At 57.5% G+C, this 23,441-nt stretch carries 11 protein-coding genes and 1 pseudogene; 6 read left to right on the top strand and 6 right to left on the bottom strand.

What is annotated here, in order from left to right:
• The first annotated feature begins 1 nt into the window (after position 1).
• The 3 genes from recO (at position 2) to acpS (ending at position 1,957) form a co-directional block, all read left to right on the top strand.
• Positions 2-727: a DNA repair protein RecO gene (gene recO, locus AYI96_RS16555; protein ID WP_144362020.1), complete on the top strand. Its 726-nt coding sequence runs from the start codon at positions 2-4 to the stop codon at positions 725-727.
• 112 nt (positions 728-839) lie between these two features.
• On the top strand, positions 840-1,577 hold the full coding sequence (gene pdxJ, locus AYI96_RS16550; RefSeq protein ID WP_071477137.1) for a pyridoxine 5'-phosphate synthase: 738 nt from the start codon (positions 840-842) through the stop codon (positions 1,575-1,577).
• Positions 1,577-1,957 (top strand): holo-ACP synthase, encoded by a 381-nt coding sequence (acpS, locus tag AYI96_RS16545; protein ID WP_144362019.1) that lies wholly within the window; start codon positions 1,577-1,579, stop codon positions 1,955-1,957. The genes pdxJ and acpS overlap by 1 nt, the downstream gene beginning before the upstream one ends.
• Before the next feature lie 144 nt (positions 1,958-2,101).
• Here the strand turns inward: acpS and AYI96_RS16540 are convergent.
• From AYI96_RS16540 to AYI96_RS16520, 5 genes and pseudogenes are all read right to left on the bottom strand, one after another.
• Positions 2,102-3,490 (bottom strand): annotated as a pseudogene (locus AYI96_RS16540) (PfaD family polyunsaturated fatty acid/polyketide biosynthesis protein); the annotation flags it as partial.
• 268 nt (positions 3,491-3,758) lie between these two features.
• A complete protein-coding gene (locus tag AYI96_RS16535; RefSeq protein ID WP_260853017.1) occupies positions 3,759-9,659 on the bottom strand; it encodes a beta-ketoacyl synthase N-terminal-like domain-containing protein in 5,901 nt (1,966 codons plus the stop codon).
• Between the two features lie 15 nt (positions 9,660-9,674).
• Positions 9,675-11,810 (bottom strand): PfaB family protein, encoded by a 2,136-nt coding sequence (locus tag AYI96_RS16530; protein ID WP_144362017.1) that lies wholly within the window; start codon positions 11,808-11,810, stop codon positions 9,675-9,677.
• Positions 11,807-19,405, bottom strand: coding sequence for a type I polyketide synthase (locus AYI96_RS16525; RefSeq protein ID WP_144362016.1), 7,599 nt, complete (start codon positions 19,403-19,405; stop codon positions 11,807-11,809). Before AYI96_RS16525 ends, AYI96_RS16530 begins: the two co-directional genes overlap by 4 nt.
• Positions 19,402-20,187 (bottom strand): helix-turn-helix domain-containing protein, encoded by a 786-nt coding sequence (locus tag AYI96_RS16520; RefSeq protein WP_039034214.1) that lies wholly within the window; start codon positions 20,185-20,187, stop codon positions 19,402-19,404. Before AYI96_RS16520 ends, AYI96_RS16525 begins: the two co-directional genes overlap by 4 nt.
• A 400-nt stretch (positions 20,188-20,587) precedes the next feature.
• Here AYI96_RS16520 and AYI96_RS16515 point away from each other — a divergent pair, with 400 nt between their 5' ends.
• Positions 20,588-20,872 carry a hypothetical protein gene (locus AYI96_RS16515; protein ID WP_144362015.1) on the top strand — a complete coding sequence of 95 codons (285 nt, stop codon included), beginning with the start codon at positions 20,588-20,590 and terminating at the stop codon, positions 20,870-20,872.
• 160 nt (positions 20,873-21,032) lie between these two features.
• Positions 21,033-21,761: a 4'-phosphopantetheinyl transferase family protein gene (locus AYI96_RS16510; protein ID WP_144362014.1), complete on the top strand. Its 729-nt coding sequence runs from the start codon at positions 21,033-21,035 to the stop codon at positions 21,759-21,761.
• A gap of 61 nt (positions 21,762-21,822) precedes the next feature.
• On the opposite strand, the gene queF is transcribed toward AYI96_RS16510, so the two are convergent.
• Positions 21,823-22,680 (bottom strand): NADPH-dependent 7-cyano-7-deazaguanine reductase QueF, encoded by an 858-nt coding sequence (gene queF / locus AYI96_RS16505; RefSeq protein WP_186300084.1) that lies wholly within the window; start codon positions 22,678-22,680, stop codon positions 21,823-21,825.
• A gap of 59 nt (positions 22,681-22,739) precedes the next feature.
• On the opposite strand from queF, the gene syd reads away from it, so the two are divergent.
• The gene (syd, locus tag AYI96_RS16500) at positions 22,740-23,381 is read left to right on the top strand and encodes a SecY-interacting protein (protein WP_039034216.1); all 642 of its coding nucleotides are present in this window, start codon (positions 22,740-22,742) and stop codon (positions 23,379-23,381) included.
• Positions 23,382-23,441 lie beyond the last annotated feature (60 nt).

Here is a 23,441-nt window from a genome sequence, read left to right as displayed (position 1 = left end):
TATGCTGCGAGGCTATGTGCTGCACGCCCGGCCCTATCGGGAATCCAGCATGTTGTTGAACCTGTTGGTGGATGGCCTTGGTCGGGTCGACGCCGTTGCCAGAGTCGGCAGTGGCAAGCGCTCGATAAAGAGCATAGTGCAACCGTTTCAGCCGCTGCTGTTCCAACTGACTGGCCGCAGCGACCTCAGAACCCTGACTCAAATTGAAAGTGCGTCCCCGGCAGTGCCCCTGTCCGGGGACGCTTTATATGCGGCCATGTACCTCAATGAACTCTTGGTGCGGGTACTTGGTAACCACCAGAGTGGCGAAGCGCTGTTTTTCAGTTATCATCAGAGCCTGCTGGCGCTGGCCAAGGGCTTTGAGCAGACAACACTGCGCTATTTCGAGCTCAGACTCTTATCCGAGCTTGGCTGCATGCCCTCATTGCTGAAGGATGCCGATGGCGCCGATATCCAAGCTGATGGCTGCTACAGATTCATTCCCGAACAGGGGTTCATCCCCTTTGTTGGTGATGCCAAGCGGCAAGAGGCGCTACCGGGAAGCACTCTGTTGGCATTGGCTGAAAATCGCCTTCGGCAAGAGGATTGGCAAACCGCCAAAGCCTTGACCCGGCAATTGCTCCGGCCACTGCTCGGCGATAAGCCACTGCTCAGCAGGCAGTTGTTTGCCCGCCGGGGGGGAAATTTGCCAAGGGAGCCACAGCCGCAAAACCGAGGGGATAAATGAGCTCTTCAGCCCGCTTTTTTCAAATGCTGCCGTTACAATGGGCAGAGAATAGAAACTGCTTTTATACCGCCGAACAGGCCGGTGCATTCCAGGAATTATCAAGGAGTTACAGATGAATCGAATCTTGTTAGGGGTGAACATAGATCATATCGCCACCTTGCGGCAGGTGCGTGGCACCCATTACCCGGATCCTGTGCATGCAGCGGCCGTGGCAGAGCACGCCGGCGCTGAGGGGATCACTATCCATCTGCGTGAAGACAGACGCCACATAGTGGATCGCGATGTCTATCTGCTGGCCAAGACGCTCAAGACCCGGATGAATCTGGAAATGGCGGTCACCGAAGAGATGCTGGATATCGCCTGTGAGGTTAAGCCTGCCTATGTTTGTCTGGTGCCGGAAAAACGTGAGGAGCTTACTACAGAGGGCGGTTTGGACGTTGCCGGTCAGCAGCCTAAAATCGCCGCTGCGGTTAAACGTTTGGCCGAGCAGGGCATTAAAGTATCTCTCTTTATCGATGCCAACCGTGAGCAGATAGATGCTGCCGTTGCCGTGGGTGCGCCCGTGATAGAAATTCACACCGGCCGCTACGCCGACGCCCACAGCGCTGAAGAGGAGAGCGAGGAGTTGGCCCGTATCACGGAAATGGCGGCCTATGCTCATGGCAAGGGCCTGGTGGTCAACGCAGGGCACGGGCTGCACTATCATAATGTGAAGCCGATAGCGGCCATTCCCGAGCTGCATGAGCTGAATATCGGTCACGCCATCATAGCCAGGGCGGCGATAGACGGCCTGGACAAGGCGGTCAGAGATATGAAGCAACTCATGTTGGAAGGTCGCAGAGGCGAGTAATGGCTGTGCTGGGACTGGGTACCGACATAGTGGAAATCGCCCGCATTGAGGCTCAGTTGGAGCGGGGCGGAGATAGGCTGGCCAAACGGGTGCTGACCGAGGCCGAATATGCCCGCTTTCAGACGTTGAGCGACCCGGCGCGATTTCTTGCCAAGCGCTTTGCGGCCAAGGAAGCGGCTGCCAAGGCGCTGGGAACCGGAATCGGCCGCGGAGTCTCGTTTCAGCATATTCATATCAGCAACAATGCCGATGGTGCGCCCCAGCTTGAATTCAGTGATGGGGCGGGCCAACGCCTGGAAACACTGGGCGCCAAGCGGGCACTATTATCCATTGCCGATGAACGTCACTATGCGGTGGCGACTGTTGTTCTGAGCGACTGAGCTTCAGTCGGAACAGTAAGCTCAGTTTGACAAGTCGCTCAATCCATTCATTCTAACGGCATACTCGCTCGATTGATGGTGACTGAGGCCAGAGGTAGGTTATTAACTTGCCTCTGGCCTTTTTGCATCAAGATTCGCTTCTTATCAGTCCAGCGATTTCAGCGGCCGATAATGGCCCAGGCTGGATGGCAGGGCTATGCCCTGGCTTCGCAGCTGGTTGACCCGGTTTTGATAGGCGGCGCCTACGAGCAGTTGCAGTGCCAAGTCCACGGCGCGGCGCTGACGGTAATCATCCAGGTAGCTATCCTTGGCCCAGGCGTTGAAGGCGCCCAGTGCCGGCCCGGCCCAGATCTGGTAATCCATCTCCCTACCGCTTTCCCCTGTGTTGGACCAGCGGCTCGATAGCCCCAGATACCAGCGAAAAATAAGCGCCATCTTGCGCTTTGGATTGCCTTCGGCGCGGCGAATTTGTTCGGGATCCCGCGCCATAAAGTGGGCAACCGTGCCTTGCCAGATTTCATCCAGATTGGCGCGAAACACCTGAGTTTCCAGCTTTTGGCGCTCATCGGCCGGAATGGCCTCTATCGAGTCGTAGCGGCTGTAAATTTCGTACAGTTTATTGGCCCGCATGGGGAAGAGGGTGCCGCGTTTTACCACTTGCAGCTTGACGCCCATCTCAAACATATCTGCGGCCGGTGCCATGGTGACATCGGCCATTTCCACTGTCGCCAATAGCTTACGGCTGTGCTCGCTGGCACCGGCTTCGATACAGGCCTGATTGATAGAGCCGGTAACAATAAAGGCGGCGCCCATATTGAAGGCCGCCAAAGCGGCATCCGGCGTGCCTATGCCGCCACCCGCTCCAACCCGGATAGGTTCTTGGTAGGCGTATTTCTCCTGCATTTTATCCCGCAAGGCGATAATGGTGGGCAGCAGGGTAACCAGAGGACGATTGTCGGTATGACCGCCGGAGTCTGCCTCGGCGGTAATGTCGTCGGCCATGGGCACCTGCCGGGCAAGTTCGGCCTGCAGTTCGGTGATCCATCCCTGGCTCAGCAGCTGCTGGAGGATTTTCTCCGGCGGCGGCGCCATAAAGTGGGCGGCGACTTCGGTGCGGCTCACCTTGGCTATCACCTTGTTGGCGATTAGGGTGTTGCCGTCACTGTCCCGGCTCAGTCCGGCCACCCGATATCTCACTATGTGAGGGGTCAGCGCCAGAAAGGCCGAGGCTTCGACCGTACGCACCCGGTGTTTGAGGTAGAGCTCGACCGCGCCTTGTTCGAGTGCCGGTTCGCTGGGGCTGTGGATCAGGTTAAAGGCGTAGGGCCCGCTTGGCAGAGCTGCCTGAATTCGGCTGATGGCGGCTTCCACTCGGGCGGGCACCAGACCGGCGGCGCCGAATGAGCAGAGAATGCCGGCCTTGCCGAGGGCAATCACCAGATCTTCGGAGGCGATACCGTTGGCCATGGCGCCGGCATAATAGGCGTACTTGACTTTGTGGCAGGCGGCAAAGGCCGGATCGCCGAGCGCTGCTGCGCTGAGTGGCGGCACCATGGCACAAATCGGCAGTGTATTGCCGCTAGCACTCGCCTCGGCAAGCTGCGCCTGATTGGCAAACAGGATTTCCCCTTTGGTTTGTCTGGCGACAAACAGCGGCTTATCCAGCGCCTTGATTGCGTTGTTGGCACAGTTATCCGTGGCCGCAAAGACATCATCACTATTTGGGTTCAGGGCCCAGGGCCAATTGAAGCTTGTCATCTTGTTGCTCTCATTATCTGTTCGGTTGTTTTTGCCTGAGGGCTCAGGCTTCTTCAATGGCCAGAGCCAGATCTTTTATTTCATAAATTCGCAGGCCATCTTTGGCGAGCCATGCATCGGCTGTCAGTGTGACTCTGTCCGGCGTACCTTCTATGGCTGTGATATGCAGCTCCAGCGACATCTGCCGGTTCAGGGGATTGATCTGACCGCGGTATTTCCACTGCACCTGACTCAGGCAATGGGCGAATCTTGGGTTACTGAATTGGCTCCCAAGCCCGGCGTCCAGGGCAAAGGCACTCAGGAGTTCCAGCATGGCTTCCACCCCGAGCGAGCCCGGCATCACAGGGTCCTGATGGAAATGGAAGCGGAAGAACCAGTCAGCGGCATCGATTTTGCGCTCGCCATAGATGTAGCCCAAGTTGGAATGGCCGCCTTGGCGGCAGATGCGGATAGAATCGACAAAGTTGAGTCGACCGCCCGGCAGGCGCAGGTGTTTTTGCTCCCAAGAGCCATGATAGAGAGCGCAATCGGCGGCGCGAAGATCATAGCTTACATCGGCCTCAAGCCCCTGCTGTTTATCCCAGGGCTCGGTCACCTTGCCGTTATCCAGCCCCAACTGGTTTTTCAGCGCCTCGGCCTTGAAGTAACCAAATACTGCCTCGCCTTCATAGAAGGGTTCACCATCGGCGCTGAGCACAAAGCTGAAGCTCTGGATGATGTTGGTGCCCGCCTTGACAGTGCTCAGCAAACGCGAGTCGTTGCTGATGGTCTTGCCACGCAGGTCAAGCCGGCGCAGCAGTGTGCCTTTCCCGTCGAGGTTACGGAAGAAAAGCTCAGTGTCGCCATAGCCCAAGGTGGTGCCCATGTAGCCGGAAATAAAACCGTTGGGCTGCAGCGCTATCTCCATCAAAATCGAGTAGGGCATATGCGCCGGGTGACTGTTTTCACTGAAGTACCAAGCCTTGGGCGGCACTTCATATTCGCCGATGCAGGAGGCCGGAGACTTGAAGTCGCCGCGCTTGCCAATCACCTGTGTCACCCTGGTGGTGAGCTGCAGATCGCCGCAGGGGGTGCGCGGTGGGATAAGTCCGCGGTAGGCGGCAAAGTCGGGGCCGAAGCAGTTCTCAATATCGCCGGTGGCGAACTCGAACATGTGCCAGGGGGTAAAGGGCGCAGTATCGGGCCTGCGATTCGGGTAGTCCGGTGTTACTGGCGCCGGAACATGTCTGACCGGGAACACGCCGTGAATGGGCTGAGAGTCCGGGCAGCTTTCCTGGCTCATCAAGGGAGCATTGATGGATGCCTGGCGCCCGGCGTTCAGTGCCTTGTTAGCATCACTTGCCGAGGCGGCAGGGTGTTGCGGCTTTCTGCTGTGCTCCTGGTTGCTGTCATCGGCATACCTGTGGCAGTCTTCATCTTCTTTGAGCATGACGCCCAGATTCTGGAAGTCCACCACCACCTTGCCGTCGAGCAAGATCTCAATATTGGCCTTGGCCCAGGGGCTGGGGGTCAGCCCTATTTCGGTGACTTCCATCCGATAGGTGAGACGATTGGATTGCGGCTGTACCTGTCCGCGACAACGCACCTTCTGCGGCGCACTTTCCAGTGGTTGGAAGCGGCCATTGCGGGTGTGTTTGTGCAGGCCAAGATAGAGCATATAGAACTGCAGCAACTGACCGCAGCCCTCGGCCATCAAGGAGCCGGCCATCACCTGATCGTCCTTGAAATGACAGGGAAAATACCAGTGATCCGGCTCCAGTTGCTTGTGTCCTTCAACCAGGCCCAGGCCCCAGGCGCCGCCACTTGACTCGACTCTGCTGACCTCTTCGATCATCAGGAACTTTTCCGAGGCAAAACACAGCGAGGCTTGGCGGTAACCCAAGTCATGTGAAGGGCCAAAGCAGGCGCCGATATCACCGCTTAGCAGCTGCCTCATTCGCTGATAATCAAATACCTGTTGTTTACAGTGGATCAAGGGCTGGAATTGGCGCTTGTTCGCCATCGCCAGATTGCGGGCCTTGCTCTCCTCTTCGGTGCGGATGACCCCCTTGCCATCGGCCAGCTCGGCATCGGTGAAGAAACCGGCGCAGCCGTTGTCCATCTTGAGGATCAGACGTTCGCCGACAAAACATTCGTAAGAGAAGAAAAACAGCAGGGTATCACCGTTGCGGGCGAAGTGATTGATGGAGATGTCATATCTCAGGGTATCACCGCCACGGGGCAGATCGCCGAGGAAGGTGAGGGTACAGTCGAGCAAACGGTAGACCCGCTCGCCCTTGTTCTCCAGATCTATGCCGAGATAGCTTATCAGCATCAAGTCGCACTGGCCCGACTCCACGGCCACCGCCCAGGGGATCTGGCCATCGACCAGATAGGGGGCGTCCACGGGAATATCATACTCCGTGGTCATGGTGCTCGGTTTGTATTCGCCAAGACGGGCATTGAGTTTAGTCACCCTGGAGACCAGCAGATAATCTGTGGTGGGCAGTCGCACCCGGCGGCGGTAGCTGTCGATCACGGCATACTCGGGGCCGAATACCGGCGCTATGTCGCCCTCGGCGTATTGCACCAGATCCTGATAATTCCAGATACAGGGTTTGTCCTTGGGCACTTGGGATGTCGCTTTTGGGGGAATGGTTTTGGCAACAGCTTTAGCAGCCGTTTGGACCGAGTCATTGGGCGTGCGCGCTGGCAAAGGCGCTACAGAGGCGGAGCTCTGGTCTGCCGAGCGCTTGTCTTCTGAGCCGATATTTTCGGCGCTTAAGCGGTTTTCGGCCGCAGCTCCGGCGCCCAAGAGGGCGCTGGCCAGTGCCAGTCCGGTTTCACGGCTCTTGAGAAAGGCCTGGTGCGCTTTACGTGCCAGCCGTTGATTATCTGCCAGTGCCTGCAGGTGCGCTTCGGTAGCGGCTTTATGGGGGGCGGCCGCAATTTTATCGCCGGGCACGGATTGTCTGAGAGCTGATGGGGCGTGCTGATTGTTCACCGGGCTGAGCTCCTGAGAGTGTTCTTGAATGAGTTCCTGAGTGAGCTCCAAGGTCAGTTCACTGTTAACTTGTTGGCTGCTGGTGTGTATTGCAGGCGCTGCCTGGGCTTGAGTGTTCTTTGCCTGGGCAAGCTTTTGGCGAATGCCGGTCTCGTGTTTAAGCTCGGCGGTGGCGATATGCTGCTCTATGGCGTCACCGCCAAGGGTGATGGTTTGCCACAGCTGGCGGACATTTGCGCCGGCTATCTTTGGACTGGGCTTTTCACTGGCCCCTTGACTGCTCTTTTTATTCTGCGTGCGGAGCGCCTGTTGCAGGCGCGCCTTTTGCTCCGCCGACTGTTGCAAATTAACCGCGGCGCAGCGGCGCTCGCCATCTATCAGCAGGGTGTGGGAATCTTTATCCCTATCCTGGGTCAGGCGCAGCAGCGAGTGCAGCAAACTGGCCATCCCGGCGGCGGCAAAGCTGTGCCCCATACGCGAGACGGCGCTGTGGCTGGTGGCCGCGAGACGACGAAAAGCCTTGAAGCTGGGGCTGTGCTCATCTATCTCAGGCTGTGCGTCCCGGCAAAGTGCTTGCTCCCTTGAATCTGTCGCAGAGAGAGTCTCAGTAGCTGCTAATGCCTCTGATGAAAACGGCTTGAAGCTCAGCTCTGTCAGGGCGCCGTAGCGGCCGCTTTGATGCGCAACTGACGGCTTCAGCACCAAGGCGCCGGCGCCTTCACCCGGTAACAGTCCAAGCTGTTGCAGACGCTTGCCCGAGTGCAATACCCGCTCGGCGCTGCCGGCGAGATCCACCGCTGCCACCACCACGGCGTCCAACGCCTCGGTGCGGCAGAGATTGGCGGCCACTTCCAACGCCCGGGGAACCGACAGCTCGGCGGCCGAAATACTGAAAGCCGGGCCGTTGAAATCCCATTGGGAGGCGACCCGGGAGGCCATGATGTTGCCTATGTAGCTGGTGTATTGATTGAGGCTGGCGCTGGGCAGTACGCTGTCCATCGCCAAACGCTCGAGTTCGAGATACTCATCTTGGCTTAGGTTGATGCCGGCATCGTTAAGGCTCTGGCTAATCTGGCTGTGCAGATTGACCCGGCCGCGGAACTGATGCAGCTCAAGCTCGGTTTCCATGGCGACCAACACAGCCACCCGGCCACCCATGGGCAGATGGGCATCGCGAATCGCATCATCGGCCACCTTGAGCAGCAGTAATTGCTGCGCCACCAGTCTATCTCCCGGATGGGGCGGCAGGCGGAATTTGAGAAAATCCAGTTCAAACTTGTCTATGTAGCCGCCATTGGGAGCCTGTTCAAGCCCTATGCTGGAGAGCAAAGAGCGGTTGCGCTCCAGGCCTTTCCAGCGTTTGGGGGGCAGGGCTCTGGTGGCCGTTTGCCCTTTGGTTATCAGCTTGGCGAGCGTCTCGAGCGAGTCGGCGGCGCCGAAATGCGCGGCGGCGCCCTCAATCGCCAGGCCCTCAGTGCCTTGGTGTTCAGCCGCTTCCGGCGAAGGTTTGGTCGGAATAAGCTCTTTGGCAGTATCTGGCCCTGTGAGCAGCAAGTGGGCGTTGCAGCCTCCGAATCCGAATACTGATACCCCGGCAACCGAGCCGGGATTGCCCGCTTTGGTCGGCCAGGGGATGGCGCTGCGCACTATATTGTGCTCGCCAAACACGCCGTTGGGCGAACTCAGCGGCGCCGATATTCTCACCGAAGCAGGTAACAGCTTGTGTTTCATCGACAGCAGTAACTTGATGATGCCTGCCATGCCGGCAGCGGTCAGCAAGTGGCTGAGGTTGGACTTGACCGAGCCGATTTTAGGCGCGGCGCAGCCTTCCAGACGAGGGCCGAAAAACTGCTCCATGGAACTGAGTTCCACCTTGTCACCCAGAGGTGTACCCGTGGCGTGGCACTCAATCACCTCCACCTGGGATGGCGCGATATTTGCCGCCTCGGCGGCCCGTTCAAACGCCAGTACCTGGCCCTTGCTGGCGGGGCTTAAGACAAACTGGCCGCGACCATCGTTGGAAAGCCCAGTGCCTCTGATTATGCCGTGAATGGTATCGCCATCCCTTTGGGCATCGCTCAGGCGCTTGAGCACTAATACGCCGCAGCCTTCACCGGCAAACAGGCCGCCGGAATGGTTATCCAGCGGGGCGCTTTGGCCCGACTCGGGGAAGGCCTGGAAAATGGAAAAGCCCATATGGATAAAGAAGGGATCTGCACCGCTGACGGCACCGGCCAACATCACATCGGCGCTGTGGTTACTGAGATAGTCGCAGGCCAGGCGCAATGCATAGACTGAGCTGGCGCAGGCGGCATCCAGGCTCAGGCTGGGGCCGCCAAGGCCCAGGCAATCGCACAGCAGTTCAGAGCCCTGGGCGGCGATATCCGTATCCCAATGGCGAATGCTTGCATCTGTGCCTGGGCCGGTATTTGCGTCTGTTCCCGCATCTATGGCTGACGCCAATGGCGGCATGCCGGGGAAACGCCGTCGCAGCGCCGTATCGACACTGTGATGATACAGCGGCAAAAAGGCCTTGTTGGAAGCTCGGGTCGGGAACGAAAGCGTGCCCATCACGGCGCCGCAGCGCGCCAAGTCGGAAGCGTTTTGTGCAGGGGTTAGCCCGGCGCTTTGCAGGGCCTTGCGGGCGCAATCGAGTGCCCACAACAGGTGCTGATCCCAGGTTTGGGCACCCGTTGCCATCTCATCCGCTGATCTTGCATAGCCCTCGGGCGAGAAGTTTAGCTGGCGAATATAACCGCCCTGATCACAATAGAAACGGTCGCTCTGGCCTTTTGCGCCTTGATAATCGTTGACACTGGCGCCCAATTGGCTGTCATTCAGGGAGCTGATGGCATCCCGGCCTTCGCTGAGCAGTTGCCAGAAGGCGTCCAGATCCTCACAGCCCGGGAAGCGGGCGGCCATGCCAACTATGGCAATGGGCTCGGCTTGTTTACTTGTCACTCTGTTCTCACTTTCTCACGTCACTAAGTTATCGGGCCGGGCAAGCTGTGGATACAGTGCCGCTGTGGCCAGTGGGACCCTGTGGCTGATGAGTCGAGCCAGGGCCTTGAGTAATGCTTTGTTGTCGGCGGCGCCGCTATGTTTGCGATCGCAGCCAAAGGCCTTGATATCGCTGGAAAGCTGTTTTCCGGCCATCGCCTGAATAATGCTGCTGGTTTGGCTGTCGGCGCCGACCTCCAGAAACAGTTGCGCGCCATGTTTTCGGGCCCGTTGCAGCAGCGACTCCAGATTGAGTGGCTGGCTGAAACAAGTCGCTATTGTCTCGGCTATCTGCTGGCGCTCAAGCCTGGCAGGTTTGAGCGGCTGCTCGCTGCCGGCGCTGATATAGATGGGCTGCGGCTGTTCAAGCTCACCCGAGAGTGGCCTGTCATAAAAGGCGGTCAATTCGGGCTTTACACGCAGGGCCGCCGGTGTGTGCATGGCGGTGACCCGGTTGGCGGCAACGCCGCGTTTGCCAAGGGTCTTTATCAGTGTCCGGCACTGAGCCTCATCCCCGGCCAGCACGCAGCTTGGCCCCTGACGTATGGCGAGGTAGACCCGTGAGTAAGCCGGGTTTTGCAATAATGGCGTGATGCTGTCTGCATCAATGCGCAGCAGAAAACTGTTCCAGTAGATGGCATCTCTGGCATCGAGTTGCCACTCCTGGCGCACGGCTGTGAGCGCGCCCGATATCTGCTCCGAGAAAATCCGGCTTTCCAGCGTAGGTTTAACCAAAGCAAAAGGCTTGTCCCAGACGCCATTGGCGGCAAACATGGCCGCTTCGCCCATGGAGTAGCCGATGGCAAAGGCTGGGCGGAGCTTGAACTCCCGCCGCAGTATCTGCGTCAGCAGCACACTGGCGCCGACCCCGGCAACGGCCTGCTCGGCGAGTGTCATTGTTGGCGCCGGACTGGGTGCGGCCTCTGCTTTATCGCTCAAGGCTGTTTCTTTGGAAGCATCGCTCAAGGCTGTTGGCAGCAGGGTGGATAGTGCGACATTTTCGGCTGTTGCCGCGGCCTCAAAATCGGCATAACTGTTGGGAAAGGCCTGTTTTAAGGCGCCGAGCATGCCATGGTAAGCCGTGCCGACACCCGGGTAGACAAAGCAGAGGCGAGCAGGGCCCAGTGGCTTGGCGCAAAAAACGCTGCCATTTGGCGTAATAAGCTCAAGCTCTGGCAGTTCGGCCAAAGACGTTATTTTTTGAAGCTGACCCATGAGCAATTCGCTCTCGGCAATAAGCTCGGTGGCATCTCTGCCAATAAGCACCAGCGAATAGTATTCGCCGCCCTCGGGCGCTGTGCCTGAAAAGCTCTGCTCCAGGGTTTTTAATTCATCCGTCAGCCAGCGCGCCAGAGCATGAGTGCTCATCGATTGGCTCAGGCGACTTTGGGCCTGCTGCAGCGCAGTTTGCGCCTCACTGAGCAGAGTCTTTGGGCTGGCAATCAAGGTCAGCGGTAAAAGCCAGGGCGCTCCTTGGGGGCAAAGGCCAGAGGTTGATTCTTTTCCAGAAGCCAAGCCGCTCAAGGCTGTTTTATCATAAGAGCCGCTCAAGGCTGTGCCTTGGCTGAGGATCAGCGCCATAGCCGGGGAGTTACTGGCCAGCGCCAGAGACTTGCCTTGAAAAGGCAACCCCGCTATTTTCTGCGCCAGGCGCCGCTTGGCAAATGCCTCCAGTTGCAGGCATAACGGCTCAAGTTCCAGCGATTGCTCCAGAAACAGAGTGTCCCTTTCTTCTATCTCCGGGCGTTTTGCCTGCTGCCAGGCCTGCTTAAGAAGCTGCTGCGGCTTGTGAGCGCCATGGCTTAAGGCCTGCAGCAAGGCTTGGGGATGCAGTCTTGCTTGCGCCGCATCGACTGCGCTTAGCAGCAATAGCCGCTGCTTTGATGGCAGCACCAGGCTCAGGCTTGCCCCGGCCTTGACCTCGGTCACCAGCCAAGGCCAGTCGGGAGCCTGATTGCTATCAAACGCGATAGTGCGCAAGGCAGCCCTAAGCTTGGGCGCCAGGCTTTGCTCCTCTTCGACCAGGCACAGTGCCAGCCGCAGCGGCTTTTCGGCCGCAGACTCAGCTGGCTTTACTTCAATGTGAGGCATAGGGCCTATCGCTTTGCTCAAGGCCTTTCTCTATTACCTGTGGCGGCCTTGGCCGGTTCAAAGGCGGCATTGAGCCCCTTGCTAATGGTGACCTTGGCATTTTCCAGCCCGGTTTGCAGTTGGCCCTCGGCGTTGAACAGGGCCAGATCGGCGCTGAGCTGACGGCTGGAGTGCTTGGTCACCTGCAGGCGAATAAGGCCGGTGTCATTTTCAGGCAGCAGGGCGTTTTGCCAGAGCGCCGCCAGGGAAGAGGGCAGGCTGGCGGCATCGTATTTGAGCCGGGCCCAGATCAACATGGCCTGCAGCAGTGCGTCTTGCTGGATCAGGGCGCGCTCTTCGCTCGATGCGGCATCCGGTAGCCGGTATCGGCAGCTAAGCCCTTGATCGTCAAACTGCAGCACCTCAGTAATGGCCTGCAACTGCGGGCCATGGAACAGGGCGCCGCTGTGATAAAGCTCACTGCCTTGACGCACTTGGAGCTCACCTTCGCCGATCTCGGGCCCACTTTCACCTGTTTCGGGCATAGAAACATGTGCCAGTGGCTGACTGGCGGGCTGCTGCATTAACGGTTGCTGCATTAACGGCAGCAGGGTCGCCTGATACTGAGGCCGCTCATCACAGCTGATGCTCGCCTGCAGCTCGCCGTCGGCTCCCAGAGTCAGGCTGAGCTGCAATCGCTTTTCATCACTGTCAAACACCACGCCTTTGAGCAGCTTATAGTCCACGGCGCGCCAATCGCCGCCAAAGAGGCTCTGGGCACTTTGCAGCATCCACTGGAGCGCGCAGACAGTCGGCCATACCGGATTGCCGCCTATGCAGTGATCTTTCAGCAGCGCCAGCTCCTGGCGCTTGATGCTGCGACTCAGGGTTTGCGAGCTAGCTTGGGCCTCTGGCACATCTGTGTGGTTCAGGCCTTGTTTGCCCCCCGGGCCTTGCATACTGGAGCCAATCAACAGCTGCGGCTCCGAGTGGGTCAGAATCGCCTCGGCAAACAGCTTGGCACCGGCTTCTCTTGGGATCACATAGACGCCGCGGGACTCAAACATCTGCTTCAGCGCAGCATTGACCATGCCGCCATCCCAGGGGCCCCAGTTGAAACTGATCACTCGGGTGGTTGGCAACTCATGATGCAGCCGATGAGCGGTTTTATTGAGAATTTCATTGGCCATGGCGTAGTCGCTCTGGCCTGTGTTGCCGTAGAAACCGGCGGCGGAGGAAAACAGCGCCAACAGTTTTAAGTGCTCGGCGGCCTTTTTGTTTGGCGCCAAGGTACTGAGCAAGGCGGAGAGGCCGCCAACCTTGGTGCCTGTAACCAATTCGAGTTCGGCGAGGGTCTTGTCGGCGATGTGTTTATCGGCCAACACCCCGGCGCCGTGAATAAGCCCGCTGATAGGCGCCAATGCTTGAATGGGCGCCAGTGTGGACGCGACCGCATCCGGGTTACTGACATCCAGGCTCAGGTATTCGGCGCTGGCACCTATGGCCTCAAAGCGCTTGAGCGCTGCGTGTATCTCAAGCGCGTTGACCAGAGGTTTTATCAGGGCTTCCACTTCCTTGGGCGAGGGCTTTTGCCCCTTGGCCAATAGCGCGGTGATTGCGGCTGCTTTTAGCTGACCGCTCTCAAGCCCCTTGGCCCAATCGGGGAATGCTTCCAATGCCAAGGCCTTGCTGCGACCGGCGAGAATAAAGTGACTACCACTTTGGCGGGCCAGCGCCAGGGCACAGTCCAGGGTGACGCCTTTTGCGCCCCCGGTCACCAGTATTTTATCTGAACTATCGAGTCTGCATGGCGCCAGGCTTGTATCGGCAGCATTCTGGTCATCGGCCGAAGTCGCTACCAGGGTCACTCTGCCGGCGGCGCTTTTGCCCCACTCCAACGGATCCTGACTCGGGCTGTAGAGCGCATCCATGACTTGCGAGGCCAGCGCCGAGGCATCAAGCTCAGGAGCAAGATCCAACGCGCGGCAATGCACCTGAGGCCACTCCTGCGCCAGGGTCTTGGTTAAGCCAAACAGGGCGCTCTGATTCAATTCACAGGGCTGACCGCTGAAACCCAGCTGACCATCCATGCGCGCCACAGTGATAAAGGCGCGGCGGCCTTTTGTCGGCGTTTGCCAGGCTGGGCTCAAATGCTTGGCGAACAGGAAGCTCAGTTGTACCTGAGTCTTGGCCGTGATGTTGAGCGGCATCAACTCTTCGAGTTGTTCCCGCGGCAGTTGTGGCTGCAGATGGATATAGATGGCCACTTGCTGTTTGAGCCCGGCGATGAGCGCCTTGACACCGGCATCATCATTGCTGGCCAGAGTCAGGATTGGCAGTTTGCTATCCAGTGCCGATTGCGAATCGGTTGCCGCCGGGCGCACCAGAGTGACATTGATGCCACTGTCTGTCAGTTTCTTGGCCAGGACACCGGCGTTGTGGCCGTCATCGAGCAGCAGCGCACAGCTGTTCGCGGCAAACAGAGCCTCGGCGCTTGCGCCTGAGAATCTATCTGCCGCCGGCAGCTTTTTTAGGCTGACTCCCGCATGGGGCGGCAAGGCCACACTCGGCTGAGTGTTTGGCGTCTCATCGGTTTGGGTTAGCGGCTCGGCGGCATGCTCAGCGTTTGAACCGGCAAAACAATCTATGATCTGCCCCAGGGTGCGGCATTCGCTTAAGCTTGCGGCGTCCAGCTGTGGCAGCTCTGGCAATTGGTCCTGCACTGTGCCGAGAATTTCCACCCGCTTGATGGAATCGATACCGAGATCGGCCTCCATATCCATCCCCAGCTCAAGCATTTCGGCCGGGTAGCCGGTCTTGTCGGCCACTACCTGCAGCATGATTGCCGTGATATCACTCTGATTTGAAACTGGCTCAGGCTGCGCGCTTGAATCCACTCCGGCGCTTTGCTGCAGATAATCGACTATCTGCCCCAGGGTGCGGCATTCACTCAAGGTTGCGGCATCCAATTGTGGCAGCTCAGGCAATTGGTCCTGCACTGTGCCGAGAATCTCCACCCGCTTGATGGAATCGATACCGAGATCGGCCTCCATATCCATCCCCAGCTCGAGCATTTCGGCCGGGTAGCCGGTCTTCTCAGCCACCACTTGCAGCATCAGTGCCGTCACATCACTAGCTGTGTTTGATTGAATCGGGCTTGGCTGAACGCTTGAATTCACTCCGGCGCTTTGCTGCAGATAGTCGACAATTTGCCCCAGGGTGCGGCATTCACTTAGAGTTGCGGCGTCCAGCGGCGGCAGCTCAGGCAATTCATCTTGTACTGTGCCCAAGATCTCCACCCGTTTGATGGAATCGATACCAAGATCGGCTTCCATATCCATCCCCAGCTCGAGCATTTCGGCCGGGTAGCCGGTCTTGTCGGCCACCACTTGCAGCATCAGAGCCGTGACATCATTCTGATTTGCATGAGCTGTGTTTGATTGAGCTGCGTTTGATTGAACCCGGGGTGGCTGAACACTGGCGTTCACTCCGGCGCTTTGCTGCAGATAGTCAACAATCTGCCCCAGGGTGCGGCATTCACTCAAGGTTGCGGCATCCAATTGTGGCAGCTCAGGCAAGGCATCCTGCACTGTGCCGAGAATTTCCACCCGTTTGATGGAATCGATACCAAGATCGGCTTCCATATCCATCCCCAGCTCGAGCATTTCCGTGGGGTAGCCGGTCTTGTCGGCCACCACCTGCAGCATCAGTGCCGTCACATCACTAGCTGTGTTTGATTGAGCCGCGTTTGACAGGGCAGGGCTCGGCTGAATTGGCTCGGGTTGTACACTGGAATCCACACCGGCGCTTTGCTGCAGATAATCGACAATCTGCCCCAGAGTGCGGCATTCACTCAAGGTGGCGGCATCCAATTGTGGCAGCTCAGGCAAGGCATCCTGCACTGTGCCGAGAATTTCCACCCGCTTGATGGAGTCGATACCGAGATCGGCTTCCATATCCATCCCCAGCTCGAGCATTTCCGTGGGGTAGCCGGTCTTGTCGGCCACCACTTGCAGCATCAGCTCTTCAACACCTGTGCTTGGCTTGGCTGTGGTTTCGGCTACTGCTGGGGCTGGAGCTTGAGGCCGGCTCTGTAGCGCTTGGCTGGGTTGCTGTGGCGAGCTTGCTGCTTTTACTGGCGCTGCGGCGTGAGTTACAGGCGCTGCGGCCTGGACGGGCACAGACACAGACACTGGTACTGCTTGGGCCTGCTCTATCTTGGTCAACACAGCATTGGTCAACACAGAATTTGGTAACACAGCGCCGCCCTGAAGTTGTTGCAACAACTGCTGGGCACCGAGATTTTGCGATTGAATAAAGTCGTTGTGGATCTTCAACGTCTCGGCCTGGTGCTGGTGGAACATGGCCAGGGTCTGGTTGAGGCTGTCAGGAATCGCTTTACCTGCCGTTGCCAGTTTTACTTGCTCGGCGAGCAGTTGCTGTACACTGTTGCCATATTGCAGCGGGATATTCAGAAACTGCTGATGCAGCTCGGCCAACTGTTGCTGGGTGCTGAAAAACTGCTGTAATCCGCTGCCGCCGCTGTTCGCTGGGTGGCCATTTGCTGCCTGTGGCGCTGTAGCTTGGCTCGGTTGACTCGGGTTTTGGCTTGCGGCCGCAACTGGGATCTCGACGATTTTTTCCACGACTTTCTCGACTATTTTTGTCTGTTGACTGATCCGGCCCTCTTTGAGTGAGGCCGCCATCTTCTGGGCGGTCGCCGGGCTGATATAGTTACTGGCACCGAGCTTGATAGTCATCGGTGAGGCTTTGTGTTTGGCCTGGGTTTGTACGGCGCGATAGGCATCGGGATCTGTCAGAGGCAGGCCCGCCAATGCCAGGCTGAGCAGGGCTTGCTTCAGCTCAGTGTCGGCGGCCAGTGAATCGATACAGCTTGGGCTGTCCAGCGACAGGAACAGGCATTCGGCGGCGCGATCGCCCAAGGTGGCTTGCGCCAACCTGGCCAGGGTGTTTTTCGGGCCAAACTCGACAAATATTCTGGCGCCGTCCCGGTACATGCTCTCTATCTGCTCACTGAAGCGCACCTGCTTGAGCATATGCTGCTCCAGGTTGGCTCTGAGGCTTTCGGCATCCTGTGCCAGCTTGTCACCTGTGGCATTGACATACAGAGGCGTTTTCGCATCGCTCAAGCCCTGGCGGGCAATCGCCTCGGCAAAGGGTTGCTGCGCATGGGCCACCAGCGGAGTGTGGAAGGCACCGGATACCGGCAGCGCTATGGCGCGCAAACCTGCCTCGTTCAGCTTGAGGTTGAGCCGGGCCACAGCTTCACTCGCGCCGGCAATCACAAGCTGAACCGGGCTGTTGATATTGGCTATCTGCACCTCGGGTTCAGTCTGCAACAGTTGCTCGAGCGTATTTCGCTCAGCGGCTGAAGGCAGGATAACGGCGCTCATGGCGCCCGGATCTTTATCTTCGGGGACACTGGCCATGGCATCGCCTCGGGCGAAGGCCAGCGCGTAATAGCTCTCACGGCTCAAGGCACCAGCGGCGCGCAGTGCCGACAGCTCACCAAAGCTGTGACCGGCCAGCATATCCGCCTGGAATCCGGCCTGGCAAAGCAGAGTGAACTGTCCCATGCCGAGGGCGCCAATGGCGCTTTGGGCAAAGCGGGTATTGGCCAGTGCCAGTTCATCCTCTTTGCTGGCCTGGGGTGAGAATTTGGCTATCGGGAACACCCGTGCCGACAAGGGGCCCATGCCGTACTTGTCGGCTACGCCCTGGCGGGAAAACTCACGGTCGGCGGCGGCAAATTCGGCGCGAAGCTCGGGATAGAGCTGGGTTAGCCCAGAGCCCATCTGTAGATACTGACTGCCTTGACCGGCAAACAGGGCGGCGGTCAAGGCCTCAGTCAAAGGCCCACTGCGGTACTCGACTCCCTGCTGTAGCCAACGGGTTTGCGGCTGTTCTTCCGCCGTGCTTTGCAGCTTGTTCAAGGCCTGTTGCAGCTTTTGCTGCAGCTCTATGGTGTCGCAGGCAAGCAGTCCCAGCCTGGGGCCTTGTACCTGTGTCTGGCTGCCGAGGCGATAGGGCGCGCACAGGGTTTCAAGGTCGTCATGGGCATCTGACTCCAGCGTCTTGAGCAGAGCGCTTATCTCTTGCTCCAGCGTAGGTTTGTCCGGCGCGCAAAACAGCAGCGGCAAAGGCGTGCGTCTCAGGCGCGAGGGGTGCTTGGGTAATTCGGGGCTGTGCTCTTCCAATACCAGGTGGAAGTTGGTGCCACCAAAGCCAAAGGAGCTGACGGCGGCGCGCCTTGGCGTACCGTCGGTTCTTGGCATCCAGGGGCGGGTTTGAGTGTTGAGATAGAAGGGCGATTGCTCCACTGCCATCTTGGGGTTGGGCTGCTTCACATTGATGGTGGGCGGCAACACCTTGTGATGCAGCGCCAATGCCGCCTTGATCACCCCGGCGGTGCCGGCGGTCGACTTGGTATGGCCCACCTGTGACTTGATTGAACCCAGGGCGATATGTTGCAGCTCAGGATTATCCTGGCTCATTACGGCGTTGAGGCCGCTGAATTCGGCCACATCACCGGCGGCCGTACCTGTGCCGTGGGCTTCCATCAGGCCCAGAGTATGGGGCGGGAACCCGGCATCATCATAGGCCCGCTGCAGCGCCTTGGCCTGGCCTTCGGGGCGCGGCGCGTAAATGCTCTTGAACTTACCGTCGCTGGAGGCGCCAACCCCCTTGATCACCGCATAGATGCGGTCACCGTCGCGCTCGGCATCCTCCAGGCGTTTCAGCGCCACCATGCCTATGCCTTCGCCTATCATCATGCCGCGGGAGTCGGCGTCGAACGGCTTTATCTGCTCGTCGCTGGTAAAGGCCGGGGTCTTGGAGAAGCTCATGTACATATAGGCAGAGTTGTCGGTGCAGACGCCTCCGGTGAGCATCATATCGCTGCGGCCTTCGGTCAGCTCGGTGAGCGCCATCCGCATTGCCGCCAGCGAGCCGGCACAGGCGGCGTCGACCACACAGTTCATGCCGCCGAGATCGAAACGGTTGGCAATCCGACCGGCGATAACATTGCCGAGTGACCCAGGGAAGGAGTTTTCCTCCCAGTGTATATATTGGTCCTGGAATTTGCGGATCAGCATTTCGCTGTCCTGCTCACTGACGCCACTCTCGCGAAACACCTTTTTCAGCACAGGGTATTGCAGCCTGGCATTGAGGCTTTGGCTGATCTTCTGGCCACCGCCAATCCCCAAGGTGATACCGATGCGGTCGCGGTCATAGTCCGAGCCTTCATGGATACCTGCATCCTCCAACACCTCTTTGGCTACCACCAGCGACAGCAGCTGTGAGGTGTCGGTCAGTTCGAGGATATTAGGCGGCAGACCAAACTCCATGGGGTTGAAATCCACTTCCGGGATAAAGCCGCCGCGCTTGCAGTAACTCTTGTCGGCGGCTTTCTTGTCGGGGTCAAAATAGTCTGCCACTTGCCAGCGGTCGGCGGGCACTTGGGTGATGGCATCTATCTTGTCGCAGATCAGATCCCAAAACTGGTTCAGATAACGACTGCCGGCAAACAGGCTCGCCATGCCGACTATGGCAATCGGCGTGTCTTTCAGCCTTTTGTTGAGGCGTTTGTCTATCTGAGAGGCTTGTGCTTGGCTCATTGAGCATCTCCATTGGTGGCTGCAAGTTGCGGCCTGGGTTTGCGCCCTGCCTTGGCGGCAGCGGGAAACCTGGATTGGAAAATATGATAGTTGCGTACCAGCAAGCGGCGCAGTGCAAACGGGGCTCGCTTGAGGACGTAGGCTATGTAGCGGTCGGCGGCGTGGGTGTCGTCATCCTGATAGATGTCGACATAGACCCAGCCGCTGACGGGATCCATCCCTATGAGTACCGAATGGGTCTGTTGGCCAATGGGAATACTCATGGCTTCGACCTGAACCACAGTGTGTTCATCGGTACTGGGCAGCATCAACGCATCGGCGAGCGTTTGGCTGTTGAGGGTGTAGGTTTGCATCTTGCTGCCGCTGTAGACCGGCAGCTTATTGAAGTGTTTCGGCGGCAGCGAGTGCGCAGCATCAATATTGTCGAGCCGGGACGCGCCGTGGCGTTTCAGACAGCGGGCCAGCCCGGAGCGCGAAACATGGGGATTGATAAACTCTTGGGTGACTTGCAACAGCCTGTCCAATGGCAGCTTGAGCTGCCAACGCAGTCCGACAACCACATATTCCTGAATATCGCTCAGGGTAGTATTCAGATGATGCGGGGTATGGGATTGATCCTGGGTCGACTCGCGTTTACGCCACTTGCGAACGGTTGCTTCACTGATATTCAGTAACCGTGCCAGTTGGCTGACATTGAGCTCCGACTCCTGGATAAAGCGGCGCATTTCCGGGGTGGTGGTGGCATTGCGATGGCGCCGTTTTCCGGTTTGAGTTTGCTTCATAATCAGCTGGGACTGGGCCTTTGGGCTTCCTTTCTCGCCTGTCTGCTATGGTTGCAAACTTCCACAATACTGAGCGTCAGGCTGTTATTTCAGTAACAGGTGAAGCAGATTACCAGTGCCTGCCACTCGATACAATCATCTGGGACTGAAAATCCTGTTTTTGTTTTAAGGCACTTACTCGCAAATGAGTCCGGAATGACTTGTTGTTGATTTGTTTTTAAATTGATGTAGTTTGGTTGTTTTGGTTTTTTGTGCTGTAAAAATGGATATCTGATACCTATTTATCCCTAATCCCCTGTGGTGTGTTGCCGCTTATATTGCAGCTTATGTTGCAACCTGGGTATCTGCCTTTAGGGCAGCTGGATGAACTGGCATCAGCAACAGAAATGGAGAGTGTCAGGTGTATTTAACAAAAAATAATCTACTGGGAATGGCGAGTGCGGCCTTGTTTACAGTACTCGGCGCCGGTTGCAGTGGTACCAGAGCCACGACCGCCGAGTTGTCGCCAGAGGACGCGGCCCGCCAACAAAGACTCGATGAACAGGGATACCGCTGCGATCGGGTTAGGGTTACGGGAAGCAATATTCCCAACCGCCGCTGTACAACCGCCCAGCAGCGGGACAGAGAGCGGGAAGAGGCGAGAGCCTATGTCGATAAAATGAATCAGCAAAACATGAATGATTAAGGAAGGTGCTAATAAGTCTTCGTGGCCTTCTCTTTTGTAGAGAGTGGCTTGCACAGCAATTGGCGTTAAAGGCACTTGAGACCGAGGGGGAGGCCAGGGCAAAATAGCCTACTCCCCCTTGGTTTTTTTGGAGCCTCCCATCAACGCCGTTCAGCTCTTTTTGTATCCCTTACGCCCGAGTGAGCCTTTAAAACTCAAAGATCTGGCGCTGTGCCTAGCGCCGGCCGAGCGGGAAAAGTTTGCCCGAATAAGCCATAAAGAGGTAAAGCAACGGGCAATAACAAGCCGCGCCTTGCTGAGAAAGACCCTGAGTACTCAAGCGCCGCTTGCAGCCCGGGAGTGGTGTTTCGATTATGGTCCCCAGGGTAAGCCGCGCCTTTGTGATGAGCAGTTTCAACAGACTCAGCTGCATTTTAACCTCAGTCACAGCGGTGATTGGCTGCTGTTGGCATTGCTGAAACATCCTTCTCCTGAGTTGCAACTTGGCGTCGATATAGAGCGTTTACGGATGCGCACGGCTATCGATACTGTGATGGGCCACTATTTTGCGCCTTTTGAGCTGCAGCAGTTACGAAATCTGGATGATGCCGCGCGGCGAGAGGCGTTTTTCGACCTCTGGGCCTTGAAAGAGTCTTATATCAAGGCGACCGGCAAGGGGTTGGCGCAGCCGCTTGATGGGTTTGCGTTCGACTTGAGCTCAGGGGAAGCATGCTCGGCCGAGCGGCCTGCCGAGATTGTTTCGATGCGCCGCGGGCTTTTGTTAAAGCCTAAGGAAAACACCCGATGGCAGAGTTGGCTTGGCCATATGGAGCCGGGTTATCGATTGGCCCTGACCATAGGGGCGCCTGCAGCCATCAACTGGCAATTGCAGTGGCACCTTGGCCAGTAGCACTCTGAAATAGGTAACGCGCAAGAATGAAAAAGCGGCCTTAAAGCCGCTTTATGTTCGATTACTGTCTCGCCAGGCGTTGGCTTTCCGGCACGTGCTCAAAGTCACTGCGGAAAGGGTTGATGTCCAATCCACCTCTGCGGGTGTAGCGGGCGTAGACGGTCAATTTACTGCAATGGCAGAAACGCTTCAGATCGGTGAATATTCGCTCCACACACTGTTCGTGGAACTCGTTATGCTGGCGGAAAGAGATCAGATAACGCAGCAGTTTTTCCCTGTCTATCTTGGGGCCCTGGTAGCGGATCATCACGCTGCCCCAATCAGGCTGCGAGGTGATCAAACAGTTGGACTTAAGCAGGTTGGAGTTCAAGGTCTCGGCGACTATCTGCTTGTCGTCTGTGCTTTCTTCGAGCCATTTGGGGTTGAACTCATAGTCGTTGACTTCAATATCCAGATCGTCAATGCAGTGCCCCGGCAGCTCAACAACTCTCTGGCTGTTGAAGTGCTTGGGCTCAATCACTCTGACTTTTACCTCGCCATTGGCACAGCGGCTCAGATCTTGGGTCAGGGTCTGCTCGACGGCTTCAGTACTGTCAAAGCGAGTTTGATTGAAACTGTTCAGATAGAGCTTGAATGATTTGGACTCAATTAAATGCTCACTGTTGAGATCCAGCTGGAACTCGGCGATGGCTACCATGGGCTTGCCCTTGGCATTGAGCCAGGAGAGCTCATAGCCGGTCCAGATATCGGCCCCCTGAAACGGCAGAGGTGCACTCAGGTTGATTGCATCACGGTTGAGTTTGCGGGGCACTCCCTGCAACAGCTCTGGGGCGTAATGCTCTTGATAATCTGTCTGCTGACCCAGTGTCAGGCCAGATAAGGCTTCAGCGTTCCGGTAAGGGTCGTGATTCTGTGTCATCAAGCGGGTTTCCGTGTCAAAATAGGTTACCATTATACCTGAATTTGGAAGTGCGATAAGTGTCTTGTGCCCAGGCGTTGGAGCAATTTCTCAGCCGTTATCATCAAAGTTACCAGTCGAGTCTGGGGGAAGGCCCCAGATATTATGCCAGGGGAGAAGCCTCGCCCTGCTTGCTGCAGGAGGATGGCGAAGATCCACTACTGTGGCAGACTATTCGCCGTGAACAGCCAGGCAGTTTTGCCAATGTCAGTCATGCGCTGGAGTTGCCGCTGCATGCCGATATCGACGAGTTTTATGGGCAGTTTTTTGCCGCGCATCTGTTGTTTGAAGCCGATTTCGGCGAAGGGGAACTATTGCAGCCCTGGAGTCAGGATGATTTTGAGTTTCTGCAGCAGAATCTGATTGGGCATTTGATGATGAAACGCAAGCTCAAACAGCCACCGACCTGGTTTATCGGTCTATTGGGGCAAGGTGATGAGATGATCTGCGTGGATAATGAAACCGGTGCTGTCTGGCGTGAGGTCCCGGGTGAGCTTCCCTCAAAGAAGCTGGCAGACAGCCTGGAAGAGTTTCTTGTTATGCTGCGCCCCAGAGTGGCGCCGGCGGTCGAGCCAGTGGAGCCGGCCATGGCGGATGTCGACCATCCCGGTCTCTGGGCGCGAATGAAGCTTATGTGGCAACACCTGTTTTCCCGACGCTGACAGTCGGGGTTGCCACAGTCACTATTGATTGATGAACACTGCTATTGATGATCCTAGGCT

Source organism: Shewanella sp. MSW, assembly GCF_007636515.1.
Lineage (GTDB): Bacteria > Pseudomonadota > Gammaproteobacteria > Enterobacterales > Shewanellaceae > Shewanella > Shewanella indica.
Note: the sequence above shows the minus strand (reverse complement) of the source record. Positions and strands in the feature narration are given on the sequence as shown.

Excerpts from the sequence above, each read along its gene's own strand:
- recO (WP_144362020.1), top strand. The coding sequence starts at position 2 with ATGCTGCGAGGCTATGTGCTGCACGCCCGGCCCTATCGGGAATCCAGC.
- pdxJ (WP_071477137.1), top strand. The coding sequence starts at position 840 with ATGAATCGAATCTTGTTAGGGGTGAACATAGATCATATCGCCACCTTG.
- acpS (WP_144362019.1), top strand. The coding sequence starts at position 1,577 with ATGGCTGTGCTGGGACTGGGTACCGACATAGTGGAAATCGCCCGCATT.
- AYI96_RS16525 (WP_144362016.1), bottom strand. The coding sequence starts at position 19,405 with ATGAGCCAAGCACAAGCCTCTCAGATAGACAAACGCCTCAACAAAAGG.
- AYI96_RS16520 (WP_039034214.1), bottom strand. The coding sequence starts at position 20,187 with ATGAAGCAAACTCAAACCGGAAAACGGCGCCATCGCAATGCCACCACC.
- queF (WP_186300084.1), bottom strand. The coding sequence starts at position 22,680 with ATGACACAGAATCACGACCCTTACCGGAACGCTGAAGCCTTATCTGGC.